General features: G+C 74.1%; 20 protein-coding genes. 9 read left to right on the top strand and 11 right to left on the bottom strand.

The window, feature by feature from the left end:
• Nucleotides 1–20 precede the first annotated feature (20 nt).
• Together JOF36_RS22045 and JOF36_RS22050 are read right to left on the bottom strand one after the other, a co-directional pair.
• Entirely contained in the window at nt 21–329 is a 309-nt protein-coding gene (locus JOF36_RS22045; protein WP_210030367.1) for an AzlD domain-containing protein, read from the bottom strand.
• Nucleotides 326–1015 carry an AzlC family ABC transporter permease gene (locus tag JOF36_RS22050; RefSeq protein ID WP_210030368.1) on the bottom strand — a complete coding sequence of 230 codons (690 nt, stop codon included), beginning with the start codon at nt 1013–1015 and terminating at the stop codon, nt 326–328. The genes JOF36_RS22045 and JOF36_RS22050 overlap by 4 nt, the downstream gene beginning before the upstream one ends.
• Nucleotides 1016–1069: 54 nt before the next feature.
• On the opposite strand from JOF36_RS22050, the gene JOF36_RS22055 reads away from it, so the two are divergent.
• The gene (locus tag JOF36_RS22055) at nt 1070–1624 is read left to right on the top strand and encodes a helix-turn-helix domain-containing protein (RefSeq protein ID WP_210030371.1); all 555 of its coding nucleotides are present in this window, start codon (nt 1070–1072) and stop codon (nt 1622–1624) included.
• 16 nt (nt 1625–1640) lie between these two features.
• Here the strand turns inward: JOF36_RS22055 and JOF36_RS40305 are convergent, their stop codons facing one another.
• The 8 genes from JOF36_RS40305 to thrS all read right to left on the bottom strand — a co-directional run bounded on the left by JOF36_RS40305 (nt 1641) and on the right by thrS (nt 10363).
• Complete coding sequence (locus JOF36_RS40305) at nt 1641–3227, bottom strand: glycoside hydrolase family 16 protein (RefSeq protein ID WP_281071657.1); 1587 nt, start codon at nt 3225–3227, stop codon at nt 1641–1643.
• 274 nt (nt 3228–3501) lie between these two features.
• Nucleotides 3502–4419, bottom strand: a complete 918-nt coding sequence (gene pdxS / locus JOF36_RS22070) for a pyridoxal 5'-phosphate synthase lyase subunit PdxS (protein WP_210030377.1) — start codon at nt 4417–4419, stop codon at nt 3502–3504.
• Between the two features lie 16 nt (nt 4420–4435).
• Nucleotides 4436–5023, bottom strand: coding sequence for an NUDIX hydrolase (locus JOF36_RS22075; protein WP_210030380.1), 588 nt, complete (start codon nt 5021–5023; stop codon nt 4436–4438).
• On the bottom strand, nt 5020–6153 hold the full coding sequence (locus JOF36_RS22080; RefSeq protein WP_210036130.1) for a glycosyltransferase family 4 protein: 1134 nt from the start codon (nt 6151–6153) through the stop codon (nt 5020–5022). Before JOF36_RS22080 ends, JOF36_RS22075 begins: the two co-directional genes overlap by 4 nt.
• 5 nt (nt 6154–6158) lie before the next feature.
• On the bottom strand, nt 6159–7061 hold the full coding sequence (locus JOF36_RS22085; protein WP_210030382.1) for a phosphatidylinositol mannoside acyltransferase: 903 nt from the start codon (nt 7059–7061) through the stop codon (nt 6159–6161).
• The gene (pgsA, locus tag JOF36_RS22090; protein WP_210030384.1) at nt 7054–7668 is read right to left on the bottom strand and encodes a phosphatidylinositol phosphate synthase; all 615 of its coding nucleotides are present in this window, start codon (nt 7666–7668) and stop codon (nt 7054–7056) included. The genes JOF36_RS22085 and pgsA overlap by 8 nt, the downstream gene beginning before the upstream one ends.
• 42 nt (nt 7669–7710) lie before the next feature.
• The gene (locus JOF36_RS22095; protein ID WP_210030386.1) at nt 7711–8295 is read right to left on the bottom strand and encodes an HIT family protein; all 585 of its coding nucleotides are present in this window, start codon (nt 8293–8295) and stop codon (nt 7711–7713) included.
• 16 nt (nt 8296–8311) lie between these two features.
• Nucleotides 8312–10363, bottom strand: a complete 2052-nt coding sequence (gene thrS, locus JOF36_RS22100; RefSeq protein ID WP_210030389.1) for a threonine--tRNA ligase — start codon at nt 10361–10363, stop codon at nt 8312–8314.
• Nucleotides 10364–10552: 189 nt separating this feature from the next.
• Between thrS and JOF36_RS22105 the strand changes: the two genes are divergently transcribed.
• The 3 genes from JOF36_RS22105 (at nt 10553) to JOF36_RS22115 (ending at nt 15414) form a co-directional block, all read left to right on the top strand.
• Nucleotides 10553–11560: an LLM class flavin-dependent oxidoreductase gene (locus JOF36_RS22105; RefSeq protein WP_307862519.1), complete on the top strand. Its 1008-nt coding sequence runs from the start codon at nt 10553–10555 to the stop codon at nt 11558–11560.
• Between the two features lie 1038 nt (nt 11561–12598).
• Nucleotides 12599–15160: a transglycosylase domain-containing protein gene (locus tag JOF36_RS22110; protein WP_307862520.1), complete on the top strand. Its 2562-nt coding sequence runs from the start codon at nt 12599–12601 to the stop codon at nt 15158–15160.
• A 41-nt stretch (nt 15161–15201) separates the two neighbouring features.
• Nucleotides 15202–15414: a hypothetical protein gene (locus JOF36_RS22115; RefSeq protein WP_210030393.1), complete on the top strand. Its 213-nt coding sequence runs from the start codon at nt 15202–15204 to the stop codon at nt 15412–15414.
• A gap of 13 nt (nt 15415–15427) precedes the next feature.
• On the opposite strand, the gene JOF36_RS22120 is transcribed toward JOF36_RS22115, so the two are convergent.
• Nucleotides 15428–16336 carry a LysR family transcriptional regulator ArgP gene (locus JOF36_RS22120; protein ID WP_210030395.1) on the bottom strand — a complete coding sequence of 303 codons (909 nt, stop codon included), beginning with the start codon at nt 16334–16336 and terminating at the stop codon, nt 15428–15430.
• An 83-nt stretch (nt 16337–16419) separates the two neighbouring features.
• Between JOF36_RS22120 and JOF36_RS22125 the strand changes: the two genes are divergently transcribed.
• Genes JOF36_RS22125 through JOF36_RS22145 form a run of 5 tightly spaced genes read left to right on the top strand, consistent with a single transcriptional unit; the run spans nt 16420 to nt 19384 of the window.
• Nucleotides 16420–17007, top strand: coding sequence for a LysE/ArgO family amino acid transporter (locus JOF36_RS22125; RefSeq protein WP_245352357.1), 588 nt, complete (start codon nt 16420–16422; stop codon nt 17005–17007).
• A gap of 22 nt (nt 17008–17029) precedes the next feature.
• Nucleotides 17030–17866, top strand: a complete 837-nt coding sequence (locus JOF36_RS22130; RefSeq protein WP_210030404.1) for a helix-turn-helix domain-containing protein — start codon at nt 17030–17032, stop codon at nt 17864–17866.
• Entirely contained in the window at nt 17863–18246 is a 384-nt protein-coding gene (locus JOF36_RS22135) for a VOC family protein (protein ID WP_210030411.1), read from the top strand. The genes JOF36_RS22130 and JOF36_RS22135 overlap by 4 nt, the downstream gene beginning before the upstream one ends.
• Entirely contained in the window at nt 18243–18641 is a 399-nt protein-coding gene (locus tag JOF36_RS22140) for an MmcQ/YjbR family DNA-binding protein (RefSeq protein WP_307862521.1), read from the top strand. The genes JOF36_RS22135 and JOF36_RS22140 overlap by 4 nt, the downstream gene beginning before the upstream one ends.
• On the top strand, nt 18638–19384 hold the full coding sequence (locus JOF36_RS22145) for an alpha/beta fold hydrolase (protein WP_210030413.1): 747 nt from the start codon (nt 18638–18640) through the stop codon (nt 19382–19384). The genes JOF36_RS22140 and JOF36_RS22145 overlap by 4 nt, the downstream gene beginning before the upstream one ends.
• Nucleotides 19385–19386: the final 2 nt, after the last annotated feature.

Below are 19386 nucleotides of genomic sequence, written 5' to 3' on the forward strand. Positions count from 1 at the left end.
GCCCCGCGCCGGTGAACCGGTCAGGGCACGCCGGCCAGCCGGAGCCCGGCCGTGGTCCCGGCGGCCAGGAGCACGACGAGCAGGAACGGCAGCCGTCGCCAGATCGCGGCGGCGGCGACGGCCACGCCCGCGGGACGGGCCCAGCCCGCGAACTCCGAGCCCTCGAACCAGGTCCCGGTCGCGACCAGCGCCACCAGCAGGGCGACCGCACCGAGCTCGACGAGGCGGAGCGTGCGGTCGGAGAACTCGACCCGGCCGTGCAGGAGCAACGGCAGCAGCCGCATCAGGTAGGTGCCGACGGCGAGGACGGCCAGCGCGGTGATCGTCACGACCCACCACCCCGGATTCGCCCGGCGGCGCCGAGGCCGAGCAGGCCGGCGAGCACCGGGAGTCCCGCGGGCAGGAACGGGGCGCAGGCCAGCGAGACCGCGGCCGCTCCCCCGCCGACCCGCAGGGCGTCGGCCCGGCGCAGCATCGGGACCAGCAGCGCGAGCAACGCGGCGGGGAATGCGGCGTCCAGTCCGAACGCCGACGGGTCCGGCACGGCGGCCCCCAGCAGCAGCCCACCGGCGGTCCCGAGCTGCCAGCAGCCGTACTTGATCACGCCCAGGAGCCAGAAGGCTCGGCGGGCGCGACCGCCGGTCCCGGTGCGGGCCAGCACGAACGCCGTCGACTCGTCGGTGATGACGTGCGCGCCGGGGATCCGCCACCAGCCGCCGCCGATGTGACGGGCCAGCGCCAGGCCGAACGGCAGGTGCCGCAGGTTCAGCACGAGCCCGGCCACCACGGCCGCCCAGATCCCGCCACCGGCCGCGAGCACGCCGGTGACCAGCAGCTGCGCGCCACCGGCGAACACCAGCGTGGACATCGCCATCGTCATCGCCGGGGACAGGCCGGCCGACGGGGCGAGCGCGCCGAACGACACACCGACCAGGCCGACCGCCACCGAGATCGTCACCGCGTCGCGGAGGTCGGCCCGATCCTCCGCGCGCCCTGTTCGCTGCATCGAACGCATGGCCGATACAGTGAACCCAGGACCGTCCGTTCGTCAAGCCGAACGAGGAGACCGATGGAACGAACGCCACCGCTCGCGACGATCGCCACGGCCATCCGGCGCGAACGCGAGCGTCTGGGAATCTCCTCGGCGGAGCTCGCCCGCCGGGCGGGGATCGCCAAGTCGACCCTGTCCCAGCTCGAGGCGGGCACCGGCAACCCGAGCGTCGAGACGTTGTGGGCGATCGCGGTGGTGGCCGAGGTCCCGTTCAGCACGCTGGTGGAGCCACTGTCGGCGCCGGTGCGGGTGGTGCGGGCGGGCGAGCGACCGGCGCTCCGATCGGAGTCGTCGCCGTTCACGTCGGCACTGCTGTCGGCCTGCCCGCCCGGGGCCCGGCGGGACGTGCACATGGTCACGTCGGAACCCGGCGAGGCCCGCGCGTCGCAGGCGCACTCCCCCGGCACGGTCGAGCACATGATCGTCGGGAGTGGCCGGTGGAACGCCGGACCGGCCGGCGAGGAGGTCGATCTCGACCCCGGTGACTACGTCACCTTTCCCGCCGACCGGCCGCACGCCTACCGGGCGCTGACCGCGGGAGCTTCCGCGGTACTGATCATGGAATACCGCTGATCCGGAATACCGCTGATCAGGTCCCGCTGGGGCCGCGGGTCGCCGCTCCGGCGACCTCGTCCGGCGCGCCCTCGGTGATCCGCTCGCGCAGTCCGTCGAGGAGCCCCTCCTCGCCGGCACCGCCCTGTTCGGACTCGGGCAGCGGGTACTGGCGGACCCAGTCGACCTCCATCGTGGACGGCTTCACCTCACCTCCGCCCTCCGGGAACCAGTCGAGCTGGATGCACAGGTGCATCGGCCCGGGCGGCAGGATCGAGGTGTCGTCGGTGCGCCACCACTCCTTGCCGTCCACATAGGCCACAACGCCGTCCGGCGTCCACTCGACCGCCCAGTTGTGCCACTGGGTCCCGTCGATCCCGACCTCGCCCTGCACCTGGCTGTTGTCCTCTCCATAGTGGAGGAACAGCTCGGTCGTCTGCCGGGTGTGGTCGGTCATCTCCATGAAGTCGATCTCGCCGCCGACCGGGAAGTCCTCCGCGGTCGGCCAGAGCAGCAGCAACGCGTTGTACGTCGGGTCGGACGCCGGTGCCCGCACCCGCCCCTCCCAGCGGCCGTACTTCTGGCTGGCGCCGGTCCACGCCATCCCGCCGGTCGTGCCGTCGGCGTCACCGTCGATGGTGAGGATGCCGTCCTTCACCGACGCGGCCTCGGGCGAACGGGTGCCCTCGCCGGCGTGGCCCTCCCCGTCGTAGAGATTCCAGCCGGAGAGGTCGCCGTCGAACTCGTCGACCTTGCTCGGCTCGCCCCAGTTGTGCGCGGTCGCGGCACTGGTCTCGGCACCCGGGTACGCCGGGGCGGCCGGGTCGGCTCGCGCAGCCGGGTCGGCAGGGGCAGTCGGGCCAGCCGGATCAGCCGGGGCAGCCGGCCTCTTCGGCGCGCCGGGGGCAGCAGGAGCCTCCGGGCTCTCCGGTGCCTCCGGTGCCTCCGGTGCCTCCGGTGCCTCCGGTGCCTCCGGTGCCTCCGGACGGTCCGGGCCGTCCGGGGTCTCCGGGCTGTCCGGGGTCTCCGGGGTCTCCGGAGCTTCCCGGGCCTCCGGAGCGTCCGGCCTCTCCGGGGCCTCCGGAGCGTCCGGCCTCTCCGGGGCCTCCGGAGCGTCCGGCCTCTCCCGGGCATCCGGCCTCTCCCGGCTCTCCGGGGCGTCCTGAGCGCCCGGGGCCTCGGGGCTGCCCGGGGTCTCCGGGTCAGCCGGTGCGGGCGGATCGATCGGGGTGGCCGGGTTCACCGGAGTGTTCAGGTCGGCCGACGTACCCGGGCCGGCGGGCGCGTCCGGGTTGCCCGGAGTACCCGGGGTGGACGGAGCGCCCGCGTCGCCCGAGGTGTTCAGGTCGCCCGACGCGTTCCGGTCGGCCGGAGCGTCCGGGGCAGCCGATGCGGGCAGTCCGGCCGGAGGCGCCGGCTCCGCGGCCGCGGCGGGCGCATCGCCGGGCTCGCAGCCGGCCCGGCTCTCCCCACCCGCGCCACCCGCACCGGAGCCCGGCGCAGGACAGTCCACCGCCGTCGTCGCGCTCGACCGATCCGCCGTCCCGGTGTCGGCGAACGCCGCAGCCGGAAAGCTGATCAGCATCGCGGCCGCGATCGCCGCGGCTCGCACAGAGCGTCCCATCAGGCTCCTCCGCCTCACTGGTCTCGTGATTCGCACAAGAACGTAAGCGCCACAGAGTCACCGCGTGCCCCTCTGTCATCATATCGAGTAGGCAACCCCGCCCACGGGTGACCACGGAACCCGTCGAAATCAGACATACCCCCGCGACCGGGTGACCGGAACACTCACCGGATCGTGCCCGAGCGCAGCGCGACCATGATCGCCGCGAACCGGTCCGGGAACGACGAGAGCCCCGCCCGGCGACGGCCGGACGGGGCTCTCGGGACGACGTGGACTACCAGCCGCGCGAGGCGTAGCGCTGGTCCTCCGGGATGTCGCCGATGTTGATCCCGACCATGGCCTCGCCGAGCCCGCGAGAGACCTTCGCGACCATGTCCGGGTCGTCGTGGAAGGTCGTCGCCTTCACGATCGCCGACGCGCGCAGCGCCGGGTCGCCGGACTTGAAGATGCCGGAGCCGACGAACACGCCCTCGGCACCGAGCTGCATCATCATCGCGGCGTCGGCCGGGGTGGCGATGCCGCCCGCGGTGAACAGCACGACCGGCAGCTTGCCGGTGCGGGCGATCTCGGCGACCAGCTCGACCGGCGCCCGGAGCTCCTTGGCGGCGATGTAGAGCTCGGCGGCGTCCAGCGACGCCAGCCGGCCGATCTCGGCGCGGATCGAGCGCATGTGCCGGGTGGCTTCGACGACGTTGCCGGTGCCCGCCTCGCCCTTGGAGCGGATCATCGCCGCGCCCTCGGAGATCCGGCGCAGCGCCTCGCCGAGGTTGGTCGCGCCGCACACGTACGGCACGGTGTAGGCCCACTTGTCGATGTGGTGCGCCTCGTCGGCCGGGGTCAGCACCTCGGACTCGTCGATGTAGTCGACGCCGAGCGACTGCAGGACCTGGGCCTCGACGAAGTGCCCGATGCGGGCCTTGGCCATCACCGGGATGGACACGGCGTCGATGATCCCGGTGATCATGTCCGGGTCCGACATGCGGGCGACGCCGCCGTTCGCGCGGATGTCGGCCGGGACCCGCTCGAGGGCCATCACGGCCACGGCACCGGCGTCCTCGGCGATCTTCGCCTGCTCCGGGGTGACCACGTCCATGATCACACCACCCTTGAGCATCTCGGCCATGCCGCGCTTGACCCGCGCGGTGCCGTGCTGCGGACCGGCGTTGTCAGGGGTGTTGTCGGCTGCGGACACGGGTGATCGGAGCTCCTCACATGGCGGACGGGTAACGGCCCGATTCTACGTCAGCGGCGTCCGGTCCGGTCGCGGGTTCCGGATCGGCGATCTCGAAGTACACCGGCTCGGGAGCGGTGCCGTACAGGTGGAACCAGCGGACCAGTCGACGCGACCGGAGCACCCGGGTGTCGCGTACGGCGTCGTTGTGCACCCGGCGGGCCAGGACGACCAGCTGCTGGGCGTCCCGCAGCTCGGCCGCAGGCGCCGGCGCAGTCAGGGCCGGGGCGACAGCGGCGAGTTCCCTGGTCAGGGCGTTCTCGGCGACCTCGCGGGCCTCGCGGGCCCCGGCCGGGTCGCGGCCGTCGGGGGCGGGTGCGGACCCGGCCCGGGCGGTGGTCGCGGCGGCGCGCAGGCCCCCGGCCATGGCCGGGCCGACGGCGTCGGCGACCCGCAGCGCCACGGTCGCCCGGTGTTCCAGCGCGGCGGCCAGTCCGCCCCGGGCGGCGCCGACCCGCACGTGCAGCCGGTGCAGCCGTCGCACCCGTGCCACACACCACACCGTGAGCGCGGCCACGACCAGCAGGACCGTCGCGACGAGCAGGACCGCTGCGGGCGTGCTCATCGGGCACTCACGGGCGGCGCGGCCGCGACCGCCGTCCGGTACACCCGCAGCACGTCCTCGGCGACGACCTGCCAGTCGTAGCGGGCCACCCGGTCCCGGCCCGCGGCGGACAGCGCGGCACGGCGGGCGCCGTCGTCGAGCAGCGTGGTCAGCGCGGTGCCGAGTGCACCGGCGTCACCGGGCGGGACGAGCACGCCGGCGCCGGAGAGCACCGCGCGGAACGACTCGATGTCGGCGGCCAGCACGGGCGCGCCGGCGGCCATCGCCTCGGTGAGCACCATGCCGAAGCTCTCCGCGCCGCGGTGCGGGGCGCAGTAGACGTCCATCGCGCGCAGCGCCGCGGCCTTCGTCGGCTCGTCGACGGCGCCGAGCAGGTCGATCCGTTCGGCGAGCCGTGGCCCGGCCGCCCGGTACAGCGCGTCCGCGTCGCCCCGTCCGACGACGAGCAACCGCAGGTCCGGGCGCTGGGCGACGAGCGGGCGCAGCGCGTCGAGGAGCACCGGCATCCCCTTGCGCGGTTCGTCGAACCGGCCGACGAAGCCGACCCGCCGGACGGACGGGGACGCCGCGGCGAGGCCGGGGACCAGGTCCTCCAGTGCCGGGCCGCGGGCGAAGCGGGCGACGTCGACGCCGTTGGGGATCTCCGTCGCGTCCCCGCCGAGGTGCTCCACCTGGACCCGCCGGGCCGTGGCGGAGACCGCGATCCGCGCCGTCACCTTCTCCATCAGCGGTCGCAGCGTTCCGCCGAACGCGGCCAGCGCCCGGGAGCGCTCGGTCGAGGTGTGGAAGGTCGCGACGATCGGGCCACGGGCGGCCAGCAGCGCGAGCACCGAGACCGAGACCGTCGTGGGCTCGTGCAGGTGCAGCACGTCGAACTCGTGCTCGGCGAGCCACCGGCGGGTGCGGTGGTAGGACACCGGGCCGAACGCCACCCGCGCGACCGAGCCGTTGTACGGCACACCCAGGGGCCGCCCCACCGGCGTCACGAAGGGGGGCGCCTCGTGGACGGTCGGGGCGAGGACGTCGACCCGGTGCCCCCGCGCCCGCAGCGCCGCGGCGAGGTCGAGCACGTGGTTCTGCACTCCCCCGGGCACGTCCAGGGAGTACGGGCAGACGACGCCGATCCGCAGCACCGTCATCCCGGCCCGCCATGGATCGACGCCAGCATGTGCCAGTCCTCGGGCCGGCGGGCGATGAGCTCGCCGAACGCGTCGGCGAGGGCCTGGGTGGCCTTGGCCTCGGCCGCCCGGTCCGGTACCGGGATCTCCGGCCCGACGTGCACGCCCCAGGCGTCGCCCGCGAACACCGCGTACGCCGGGTGCAGCGCCGCACCGGTCAGCCGGGCCAGCCGGGCGGGCCCTGCGGGGAGCCGGGCCGGGGCGCCGAGGAACGAGACGCCGACCCCGGTGCCGGACAGGTCCCGGTCGGCGATCAGGCAGGCCACACCGCCGCCGCGCAGGCGAGCGGTCACGGCGCGGTGCGCGGCCCGTGGGTCGTCGGCGGGCACGACCTCGAACCCGAGCGAGCGCCGGTAGTCGAGGAAGCGGCGGAACAGCGACTCCGGGCGCAACCGCTGCACGACGGTCGTGATGGCCGGCTCCAGCCCCAGCCGGGCGAGCTCGCGCACCATGTAGACCCCGGCCACGTCCCAGTTCCCGGCGTGCGGCAGCGCGTAGAGCACGCCGCGCCCGGCCCGCACCGTGTCCAGCGACCCGCCGATGCCGTGCACGTGCGGGTGCATGGCGGCGTGCACCGCGCCGGGATCGAGCGACGGCAGCGCGAACGCCTCCCGCCAGTAGCGCGCGTAGCTGCGCATCCCGCGCCGCACCAGGTCGTCGAGCTCGGCGGGGCCGGCGTCCGGGCGGACCCGCGCCAGGTTGGCCCGCAGCCGTCGCACCCCGGGGCCGTCGCGGTGCGTGGCGAGATCGGCGCCGGCGTCGAACACCCGCGCGACGACGCCCGCGGGCAGCTTCCCGGTGACCGCCCAGCCGGCGGTGTACCCGGCCGCGGCGAGTGCCTCCCGGACCCGGTCAGGCACGGGGGACCTCGCGGGCGCTCCGGCGCACCGCCAGGATCCGCTGGCCCAGGGTCACCACCGTTCCGACCGCCAGCACGACCAGCGCGACGGACAGGGCGTACGGCACGCCGACCCCGGCCAGGAACGCGCCGAGCAACCCGAGCAGCAGGCGCTCGGCCCGCTCGACCAGGCCGCCCTCGGCGGTCAGCCCGACCGACTCGGCGCGGGCCTTGACGTAGGACACGATCTGCCCGCCGACCAGCGCGACCAGCGCGGCTGCCGCGGCGACGGGCTCGTTCCCGCCGGTCAGCGCCCACCAGGCGAGCGCGCCGAACACGGCCCCGTCGACCATCCGGTCGCAGGTCGAGTCGAGCACCGCGCCGAACGGGGTGCCGTGGCCGCGGGCCCGCGCCATCGCCCCGTCGATCAGGTCGGTGAGGACGAACAGCGTGACCAGGACCGACCCGATGACCAGCCCGCCGCCCGGCAGGAACACCAGCGAGCAGACGACGGCACCCACCGTGCCGAGCACCGTCATCGTGTCCGGGCTGACGCCGAGCGCGACCAGCCGCCGGCCCACCGGATCGGTGAGGCGGTTGACGTGGCCGCGGGCGAACAGATTGAGCATCGTGGGCGACGAACTCCCTACGGACAGGCGGTGGCGACCAGCCTAGTCCGGTTGCGGGGCCGCCCGCCGGGGCGGCTCCCACGCCTGCGCCAGCTGCGCGCGGGTCTCGGCCAGCAACTGCGGGATGACCTTCGTCTGCCCGACGACGGCGATGAAGTTCGCGTCGCCGCCCCACCGCGGGACGACGTGCTGGTGCAGGTGCTCGGCCAGCGAACCGCCCGCGACGTGGCCCAGGTTGAGGCCCACGTTGAACGCGTGCGGTGCCGCCACCCGCTTCATGGTCACCACCGCCTGCCGGGTGAAGGCCATCAGCTCGGCCGTCTCGGAGTCGGTGAGCTCCTCCAGCTCCGCGACGTGCCGGTAGGGCAGCACCATCAGGTGACCCGGGTTGTAGGGGTGCAGGTTGAGCAGCGCGAACACCTCGTCACCGCGGGCGATGACGAGGTTGTCGGCGTCCGGCTCCACATCCTCGCCGGGGTCCCCGACGATCTCACCGCGCGCGATCCGGCAGAACGGGCAGCCGAGATCCGAGGCACCCTTGATGTAGGCCAGCCGGTGCGGGGTCCAGAGCCGGGCGAACCCGTCGGGCGTCCCGACTCCCTCCTGCGGGACCCACTGCTGCTCCATCAGGCGATCCTAAGCTTCAGCCTGCGAGGAACGACTCCGCGTCCGGTGAGGTGTTCGTCCGCGATCCCACCCACTCCACGATCGCCGCCACCGCCTCGTCGACCGGCACACCGTTGCGCTGCGAACCGTCACGGAACCGGAAGCTCACGGCGCCCGCCTCGACGTCCCGGCCACCGGCGAGCAGCAGGAACGGCACCTTCTGGAGGGTGTGGGTGCGGATCTTCTTCTGCATCCGGTCGTCGCCTGCGTCGACCTCGATCCGGATGCCGTGGGTGCGCAGCTTCGCCGCGATCTCGCGGGCGTAGGTCTCCTGGGCGTCGGTCACCGGGATGGCGACCACCTGGACGGGGGCCAGCCAGGCCGGGAAGGCACCGGCGTAGTGCTCGGTGAGCACACCGAAGAAACGCTCGATCGACCCGAACAGCGCACGGTGGATCATCACCGGCCGCTGCCGGGACCCGTCGGGCGCGGTGTACTCCAGCTCGAAGCGGTCCGGCAGCATCATGTCGACCTGGATCGTCGACATCTGCCAGTACCGGCCGATGGCGTCCTTGGCCTGCACGGAGATCTTCGGGGCGTAGAAGGCGGCGCCGCCCGGGTCGTCGCGCAGCTCCAGGCCGAAGCTCGACGCGGCCTCGCGCAGCGCCCCGGTGGCCTCGGCCCACGCCTCGTCGGACCCGATCGACTTCTCCGGGTTGCGGGTGGAGAGCTCCAGGTAGAAGTCGTCGAGGCCGTAGTCGCGCAGCAGGTCCAGCACGAACTGCAGCAGCGAGCGGATCTCGTCCGCCATCTGGTCGCGGCTGCAGTAGATGTGCGCGTCGTCCTGGGTGAAACCGCGGGCCCGGGTGAGGCCGTGCACGACGCCGGACTTCTCGTACCGGTAGACGGTGCCGAACTCGAACAGCCGCAGCGGCAGCTCCCGGTACGACCGCCCGCGCGACCGGAAGATCAGGTTGTGCATCGGGCAGTTCATCGGCTTGAGGTAGTAGTCGACGGCCTGCTTCTTCAGCTCACCGTCGGGCCCGTACTCGGCGTCGAGCTGCATGGGCGGGTACATGCCCTCGGCGTACCAGTCGAGGTGCCCGGAGAGCTCGAAGAGCTGCCCCTTGGTGGCGTGCGGCGAGTAGACGAACTCGTAGCCCGCCTCGGCGTGCCGGATCCGCGAGTAGTCCTCCAGCTCCTTGCGGACGACGCCGCCCTTGGGATGGAAGACGGGCAGGCCGGAGCCGATCTCGTCCGGGAAGCTGAACAGGTCCAGCTCGGAACCCAGCCTGCGGTGGTCGCGGCGCTCGGCCTCGGCGATCCGCTCGAGGTAGGCGTCCTGCGCGTCCTGGGACTCCCAGGCGGTGCCGTAGATCCGCTGCAGCTGGGTGTTGCGCTGGTCGCCGCGCCAGTACGCGGCGGCCGACCGGGTCAGGGTGAACGCCGGGATGAACTTGGTGGTCGGCAGGTGCGGGCCGCGGCACAGGTCGGACCAGAGGGTCTGCCCACTGTGTGCGTGGACGTTGTCGTAGACGGTCAGCTCGCCGGAGGCGTCGACCTCCATGACCTCGCTGTCCTCGTCGCCGCCCTTGAGGTCGATCAGCTCGAGCTTGTACGGCTCCCCGGCCAGCTCGGTGCGTGCCTCGTCCTTGGACCCGAAGCGCCGCCGGGCGAACCGCTGCCCCGACTTGACGATCTTCTTCATCGCCGACTCGATCTTCTTCAGATCCTCGGGGGTGAAGGGGGTGTCGACGTCGAAGTCGTAGTAGAAACCGTCGGTGACCGGCGGGCCGATGCCCAGCTTCGCCTTCGGGAAGAGCTGCTGGACGGCCTGGGCCAGCACGTGCGCGCAGGAGTGCCGGATGACGCTGCGGCCCTCGTCGGTGTTCGCCGCAACGGGCACGACGTCCGTGTCGGCCTCGGGCGCCCACGCGAGGTCGCGGAGGTTCCCCTCGGCGTCGCGCACGACGAGGATCGCCTCGGGCCCACTCGTCGTCAGGCCGCCCTCCCGGACGCGCGCACCGGCGGTCGTCCCGGCCGGCACCCGGATCGGGGCGGACGCGGGCGGAGCGGGCGGTGCGGACACGGTGCGGCCTCCAGGGCGGTCACGGATGGTGGCGCTCCTGTTCGGGAGCCCCGACGATGCTAGTAGGGGCCCGCGAGGCGGTGACGGGCGCCGCCGCAACACGCCGGCGAGGATGATCGTCGCGGGAGCGGGGCCGGGATCGCGGGGGCCCGGGGAAGATCCGGCGATCGCCCGGCGTTGGGTCGGGTCGTGGTCCCCCTCTCCGTGCTCGACCTGGTCCCCGTCGCCGACGGTTCGTCCGCGACCGACGCGCTGGCGCACAGCACCCGGCTCGTGCAGCGGACCGAGGAGCTCGGTTTCACCCGCTACTGGGTGGCCGAGCACCACGCGATGCCCGGCATCGCGAGCTCGTCACCGCCGGTGCTGATCGCGCACCTGGCCGGGGCGACCGAGCGCATCCGGGTCGGCTCCGGTGGCGTCATGCTGCCCAACCACCGCCCGCTCGTCGTCGCCGAGCAGTTCGGGACGCTCGAGGCACTGCACCCGGACCGCATCGACCTGGGGATCGGTCGTGCGCCGGGCACCGACCCGAAGACCGCCGCCGCGCTGCGCGGGACCACCGCGGCACAGCTGCACGCACCGGAGGACTTCCCGGACCAGCTCGTCGAGCTGGCCTCGTACTTCCGGGGCGACGCCGACGTGCTCGCCGTGCCCGCCACGGGGAACGCGCCCTCGCTGTGGCTGCTCGGGTCGTCGGGCTACTCGGCGAAGCTGGCCGGGATGCTGGGGCTGCCGTTCTCGTTCGCGCACCACTTCTCGAGCCGGAACACGACGGCGGCCCTCGAGCTGTACCGGGAGCACTTCCGGCCGTCGGCGATGCTGTCCGAGCCGTACTCGATGATCGCGGCGAGCGTGTTCTGCGCGGACACCGACGAGGCCGCCCGCGATCTCTCGCTGCCCGCCGCCCTGCAGTTCCTGCACCTGCGGCTGGGCAACCCGCGCGAGCTCCCGGGGCCCGAGGAGGTCGCGGCGTTCGAGTGGACCGACCAGGCGCGGGCGTTCGTCGAGCAGCGCCGGGCCGACCAGATCATCGGGTCGCCGGCGACGGTGGCGGCGGGCGTCGAGGAGCTGGCGGCCCGCACCGGCGTCGACGAGCTGATGGTGACGACGTCGACCTACCGCGGCGAGGACCGGCTGCGGTCCTTCGAACTGCTCGCCGACGCCGTCGGCATGCCGGGGGACGCCGCCGCGGCGTGATCGCCGTGTCGCTCGGCGCCCGACACCGTCCGGTCGGCCCTGCCGCGGTGGCCCGGGTACCACCCGGCCCGGGCGGTCACGCGCGTCGTCGCACGCAGACGCCCGCTGCTCGACGGAGCGGGTGGCCGCATGCCGCAGAGCCGTACGGCGCAGGCACGATGGTGCGTGCGGTGGTGCTCCCAGGGCCGAATGGTGACGTATCGCCGTACCACCCGTGATGACGTGCCGACATTCGAGTGACGTCGATCAGGTGGGCACATCGCAACCCGCCGGTAACTCGTTGACCGGCCGAGCACGTGTGTGCCCGACCCGAGGCAGACGCCGGCCACCCCGCCGGCCGGACCGTGAGAGGAGAGGCGGTTGACCGCAGGCCCGCCCCCGTCCCCGCGGTCTCGGCGCTCCCCCGACGACGAGCCGTACGGCTACGGCCGGTCCGTCCGGACCGAGGAGCGCCCGACCGGCCGGCACGGCAGTGACCAGGTCGCCCGTCCGGACTCGGGCCGGCCGCCGCGACACGGCGCTCCCGCCCAGGACACCGGCGATACGCACGGCGGCACGACGCACAGCAGGAACGGCGGCGCCTCCGCTCCGAACGACCGCGCTCCCGACGGCCCCGTCCCGAACGGCCGGGCACCGAACAGTCGGACTCCGAACGGCCGGGCTCCGAACGGCCGAACTTCGAACGACCGCCCAGGCGGCCACGCTCCAGGCGGCCCCGTTCCGAACAGCCGCGTTCCCGACGGCCGCGTTCCCGTCAGCCGCGCTCCTGACGGCCACCCTCCGAACGGCCACCCTCCGGGCGGCCACGTCCCGGGCGGCCACGCTCCGAACGGCCGAGTCCCTGACGGCCGCGCTCCGAACGGCAGTGTTCCGGACGGTCGTGTTCCAAACGGCCGCGCTCCGGCCGGCCGCGTTCCGGACGCCCAGGGCCCGAACGGCCGCACTCCGGCCGAGCCCGCTCCGAACGGTCTCGCTCCGGACACCAAGATCGGTCTCCGGGTGCGGGGCGGAACCGTCCCCCGCGACCCGGGAACGCCCGTGCCGCCGTTGCCCCCGCCGCCGCCACCCGGCCCGGGCGGACCCGCCGCACGCCCTCCCCGCGCAACCCCCCCGGTCCCCGACCCGGCCGGCACGGTCCCGACCGGCGCGGCCGCCGCGCGCGCCGGCGTCGTCACCGGCGCCGGGCGACGACCGGACGAGCCCCCGGCCGGCCGCCGCCGCCGCGATCCCGCCGCGGCCCCGGCCCCCGCCGTCGACACCGGCGGCACCGGCGACGACGCCACCCGGGTGGCTCCCGTCGACGACGCGACCCGGGTGTCCCCCCTCCGCGAGGCCGCCTCGACCGCGGTCGCCGCCGCGGACGCCGATGCCGACCGGCCGCGCCGCCGTCGCCGCGCGGAGCCGGAACGCCCGCTGGACCGGGTCGTCGCGCTCGTCGGGCCGGGCATCGGGACCGTGCGCCGCCGGCTCGGCATCCTCGACGCCGGGCAGAAGGCCGCGCTCACCCCGCAGGAGCGGAAGACCCGCCGGCGCAAGCAGATCCGGTACTCGCTGATCGGCGGCGCCGTCTCGGTCGTGCTGCTGCCGCTGCTGCTGATCGGCATCGGCTGGCTGATCTTCCCGATCCCCAGCACGGACGAGACGGTGCAGAAGCAGGTCGCCACCGTCTCCTATGCCGACGGCGGGCAGCTGGCCCGGCTCGTGCCCGAGCACGGCAACCGGATCAGGGTCGGGATGGAGTCGATCCCGCCGCACGTGCGCGAGGCGGTGCTGGCCGCCGAGGACCGGACGTTCTACTCGAACCCCGGCTTCGACATCACCGGCATCATGCGGGCCGTGCTCAACCAGCTCACCGGCGGTGCGGGCGGCGGCTCGACGATCACCCAGCAGTACGTCAAGAACACCCTGGTCGGCAACGACGCGACGTACTGGCGCAAGTACAAGGAACTGGTCGTCTCGCTGAAGGTCTCCGGGCAGAAGTCGAAGGACGAGATCCTCAACGGCTACCTGAACGCGATCTACTTCGGGCGCGGCGCCTACGGCATCGAGTCGGCCAGCCTGGCGTACTACGGCAAGCCCGCCGCGCAGCTGACGCCGAGCGAGGGCGCGCTGCTCGCCGGGATCATCCAGTCGCCGTCGAACTGGGACCCGGCGAACTCGCCGGAGAGCGCGCGGGAGCGCTGGAACTTCGTGCTCGGTGGCATGGCCCAGCAGGGCTGGATCTCCGAGGCCGACCGGAAGGCCGCGGTCTTCCCCGAGACGATCCCGCCGGAGAACACCTCGCGCTCGTCGTCGCTGACCGACGAGCGCGGGCACATCCTCAACGCCGTCCGGTCCGAGCTGGGGTCGCTGGGCATCTCCGAGCAGGCCTTCGCGCAGGGCGGCCTGCAGGTCACGACGACCATCGCCCCGCAGCGCCAGCAGGAGCTGACCGAGGCCGTCCGCGGCGAGATGGAGGGCCAGCCCGAGATCCTGCGATCCGGCGCCGTCGCCATCGATCCGCAGACCGGCGGCATCGTCGGCTACTACGGCGGGGAGAACGGTACGGGCCTGGACTACGCCACGGTGATGAAGCAGCCCGGGTCGACGTTCAAGCCGTTCGCCGTGCTCGCCGGGCTGCTGGAGGACGACCCGGTCGGTCTGGGCACCGTCTTCGACGGCTCCGAGCGGCCCGGCCTGCGCAACGCCGAGGGGGCGAACTGCCCGAGCTGCGATCTCAAGCAGGCCATGACGATCTCCAACAACGTCGTGTTCACCAAGCTCGCCGCGCAGATCGGGCCGCAGAAGGTCGCCGAGGCCGCCCGGCTCGCCGGGATCACCGCCCCGATGGAGAACCCGGACGCCCGGCTCCCGCTGGGCAACAAGGAGGTCACCCCGGTGCAGCTGGCGTCGTCGTACGCGACGATCGCGGCCGGCGGGGTCTGGCACGCACCGCACCTGGTGTCCAAGGTCGTCGACTCCGAGGGCAACGTGCTCTACGAGTACGCACCCGGCCAGGGCGAGCAGCGGTTCCCGGAGCAGGTGGCCCGCAACGTCTCCGAGTCGATGATGAACGTCGTCGAGCAGGACGACGTGGAGCTGCCCGGTGGGCAGCCCGCGGCGGGCAAGACCGGCACCGTCCAGTCCCGGTTCGAGGGCGAGAACAACGACGCCTGGTTCGCCGGTTTCACCCCCGAGATCGCGACCGCCGTGTGGATCGGCACCGACCGCAACGACCCGATCCGGACGGCGTCGGGAGAGCCGGTCAGCGGCAAGGGCCTGCCCGCCGACGTGTGGCAGGAGTTCATGTCCAGCGCGGTCCGCAGCACCGGGATCGTCGAGTTCCCGGCCTTCCGCCCGATCGGGGAGTCGCCGTCGGAGCTGGCGCCCAACGAGCCGACCGAGACACCGGAACCACCCTCGACCAGCAGCGAACCACCGTCGCCGACCCCGGAGCCGGAGGAACAGCCCCCGCCGCCGCCCGAGCCGGAGGTCCTGGTCGAGCCGACCCCCACTCCCGAGCCCAGCACCGAGCAGCCGGTCGAGACGCAGCAGGAGCTCCGGCAGGAGCCGCAGCCGGGTGAGGACGCGGGCCTCGACGGCGAACCGACGTTCGGCTGACGAGCCTGCCCGCACCGTCGTCGCCGGGCTACGGTGGATCCGTGACCGGACACCATCACTTCGAGGTGGTGGCCTGGCGGGCGGACCGCAGGCTCACCCTCTACGTGCCCGGCATCGAGGCGTCGACCACCGTCGACGACCCCCGGGTGGCCGAGGACGCCGTGCGGGACCTGATCTCCGACCTGACCGGCGTCGACCGCGGCGAGATCACCTGCGACATCCGGCTCGGCCGCCCCTGGCGGTCCGGCATCTGAGGGCACACCGGCCCTACCGGTGCTCCCTGAGCGGCGGGACCAGGATCCGGGACGCGACCTCCTGCACCGCGTCGGTCAGCGCGTCCAGCACCGGGGTGGAGAGCTTCCAGTGCTGCCAGTACAGCGGCACGTCCAGGTACCGCACGGCGTCGAGCAGCACGATCCGGCCCGAGTCCGCGGCCGCCCTCGCCGGCGCGTCGGTGAACATCCCCCAGCCCAGACCCGCCCGGACGGCGTCGTGGTAGCCGTCGGCGGCCGGGACCCGGTGCGCGGGCCCGGTACACGGCCGGTGGGTGATCCGCCGGACGAAACGGGTCTGCAACCGGTCCTTGGGGCCGAAGTCGACCCGCGGCGCGACCGGGAACGCCTCCGCGGGGTCCCGCCCGGCGAACCACCGGTCGTGGATCGCACGGGCCGCCACCGGCCGGTAGCGGGTGGCGCCGATCGGACGGACCGCGCAGCCCTGCACGGCAGCGGCCGACGTCGTCACCGCGCCGAGGACCGCACCTTCACGGAGCAGGGCCGCGGTGTGCTCCTCGTCGTCGACGTGCAGGTCGAGCCGGACGCCGTGGCGAGCCGCGAGGGGGACGACGGCCCGCAGGAACCAGTGGGTGACCGAGTCGGCGTTGACCGCGATCGGGAGGTGGACACCCGTCGCGTCGCCGCCGCCGTCGCCGAGGTTGCGCGACACCGAGTCCTCCAGCACCGCGATCTGCCGCGCCAGGCGTAGCAGCACCTGCCCCGCCTCGGTGGCGGCACACGGCCGGGACCGGCGCACCAGGACGTGACGGGACTGGCGTTCGAGAGCCTTGATCCGCTGGGACACCGCCGACGGGGTGATCCCCAGGGCGTCGGCGGCGCCCTCGAAGCTCCCCTGCTCGACGACGGCGCTCAACGTGGCCAGCCGGTCCCGGTCGTACATGAAGCGAGCCTAATGTTGCTGAGCATCCCTGAACGAGAGCGATGCAGGTGATCGGACCGCCCTACGGTCACGGAGTGAGCGTGATGGTCGGGTTCGGAACCGGGTTGTCCCTGATCGCGGCGATCGGCGCCCAGAACGCGTTCGTGCTGCGGCAGGGGCTGCGGCGCGAGCACGTGTCGTCGGTCGTGGTGTTCTGCGTGCTCGCCGACCTGCTCCTGGTGACCGCGGCGGTGGCCGGCGTCGGGCTCGTGCTGGCGAACGTGCCCGGGCTGGTCGAGGTGGTGCGCTGGGGCGGGGTTGCCTACCTCGCCGGCTACGGCCTGCTGGCGGCCCGCCGGGCGCTGCGACCGGGCGCGCTGACCGCGGACGCGCGCGGTGCCGCCCGTCCGCTGGCCCCGGTGCTCGGGAGCGCGGCGGCGCTGACCTTCCTCAACCCGCACATGCTGCTGGACCTGCTCGTCCTCGGGTCGCTGGCCGCCGCGCACGGCGACGGCGGGCGGTGGGCGTTCGCCGCCGGCGTGGGCGCGGCCAGCCTGGTCTGGTTCGCCGGGCTCGGCTTCGGCGCCGCGCGGCTCGCGGGGGTGTTCGCCCGCCCGGCGGCCTGGCGGGTGCTGGACGCCGTCGTCGCCGCCGTGATGCTGGGCCTCGCGACCACACTGGCACTGGTGTAGGGGTCGGAGTAGAACCCGGGGGATGGACGCCGAGTACGTGCCGGCGCGCCCGCCCGCGGCGCTGCGCCGCTACGTCCTGCGCTACCTCGGGTACCGGGAGCACTCCCCGGTGCCGGTGCGGCGCCGGCAGGCCCCGGCCGCCGGTGTCGCCCTGATCCTCGGGTTCCATCCGATGACGCTGTCGGGACCCGCGCTCGGGCCGGCCCGGGCCGCCGCGTTCGCGGGCGCGATGAGCGACACCTGGGTGCTCACCGAGTTCACCGGCCCGCAGGCCGGGGTCCAGGTGGATCTCACCCCGCTCGGGATGTTCATGCTGCTCGGCGGGCAGGTGCTGCCCACCGGCGGGGTGCCAGCCCTCGACCAGCTCTCCGATCCGGTGCTCGCGGCACTGCCGGACCGGCTCGCCGCGGCACCGGGATGGGCGGAGCGGTTCGCACTGGTCAGCGGCGTGCTCGCGGACCGGCTGCTGGACGTCCGGGCCCGCCGGCCCGCCCCGGAGGTCGTCCATGCCTGGGACCGGCTCGCCGCCACCGGCGGACGGGTCACGGTCGGCCGGCTGGCCGCCGAGACCGGCTGGAGCCGCAGGCACCTGCAGGCCCGGTTCTCCGCGCAGGTGGGGCTGGCGCCGCGCACCGCGGGCCGGGTACTGCGGTTCGCGGCCGCGTCCCGGCTCGTCGGTGGCGGCCGGATCCCGCTCGCCGAGGTGGCCGTCACCTGCGGGTACGCCGACCAGGCCCACCTCAGCCGGGAGTTCCGGGCGCTGGCCGGGACGACGCCGTCGTCGTACCGGGTGGAGGGTGAAGGGTTCCCATCCGTACAAGACGTCACGCCCGGCCCCGGCCAGGATCTGCGGGCATGAGCATCCACCCGACACTGCGTTACGACGACCCGCGCGCCGCCATCGACTTCCTGGTCGCCGCGCTCGGCTTCCGCGAGCTGGCCGCGCACAAGGACGGCGACGGCACGATCGTGCACGCCGAGCTCGCCTGGGAGGACCGGGGCGAGCGCGGCGCCCTCGCCCTCGGGGCCCGCACCGCCGGCGACCCGTTCGACACCGGCCGCGCCGTGACCTACCTGACCTGCGACGATCCGGACGCGCTGCACTCCAGGGCTGTCGCGGCCGGCGCGGTCGTCGTCATGGGGCTCACCGACCAGGACTACGGTTCCCGCGAGTTCGCCGTCGCCGACCCGGAGGGGAACGTGTGGTCGCTCGGCACATACCGGATGGGCGCCGGGTGATCGCACCGCGTCCCGATCCGGCCGACCCGCTGCCCTGGCTGCGCGAGATCTGCCTGTCGCTGCCCGAGGTGACCGAGAAGATCAGCCACGGGTCCCCGTCCTGGTTCGTGCGCGCGATGTTCGTGTCCTACGCCGAGCACCACCACGGGCACCCGCACATCGCGTTCTGGTGCGCGGCACCGCCCGGGGTGCAGGAGGAGCTGGTCGCCGAGGACCCGGCCCGGTTCTTCCGGCCGGCCTACGTCGGGCACCGCGGGTGGCTCGGGGTCGTGCTGGACGGCACCGGCGCACCCGGCGGTCCCGCGCCGGCCGACCGCGACGAGATCACCGAGATCGTGACCGACGCCTACCGCTGTGTCGCGGCGAAGCGGCTGGCGGCTTTACTGGACGGGTGATCGAACTCGACGGCCTGCGGTACGAGTACGACGACGTCCCCGGCTCCGACGACCGCGCTCCCCTGCTGTTCCTGCACGAGGGCCTCGGGTCGGTCGGGCTGTGGCGGGGGTTCCACCGCCGGATCGCGTCGGAGACCGGACGCCGGACCGTCGCCTACTCGCGGCTCGGGCACGGCCGCTCGGACCGGCCGCGTGACCCGCGCACCGTGTCGTTCATGTCCGCGGAGGCCGGGTCCGTGGTGCCCGCCCTGTGCACCGCGCTCGGCCTGGACCGGCCGGTGCTCGTCGGGCACTCCGACGGTGCCACGATCGCGCTGCTGGCCGCCGCGTCGATGCCGGTGAGCGGCGTCGTCGTCCTCGCCCCGCACGTGCTGGTCGAGGAGTTCGCGCTGGCCGCGATCCGCTCCGCCCGCGACGCGTTCGAGACCGGTGACCTGCGCACCCGGCTGGCGCGCCACCACGACGACCCGGACGCCGCCTTCCGCGGCTGGAACGACATGTGGCTCGCGCCGGGGTTCCGGGACTGGGACGTCCGTGACCGGCTCTCCCCCATCACCGCGCCGGTACTGGGGATCCAGGGCGACGACGACCCGTACGGCAGCTTCGTGCACGTCCGCAGCGTCGCGGAGCGGGCCGCGGGGCCGGTGACGATCACCGAGCTCGGCTGCGGGCACTCCCCCCACCTGGAGCTCCCGGACGAGACCGCCACCGCGATCACCGGGTTCCTCGCCGACCTCCCCTGAGC

This window comes from Pseudonocardia parietis (genome assembly GCF_017876315.1).
GTDB classification, from domain to species: domain Bacteria; phylum Actinomycetota; class Actinomycetes; order Mycobacteriales; family Pseudonocardiaceae; genus Pseudonocardia; species Pseudonocardia parietis.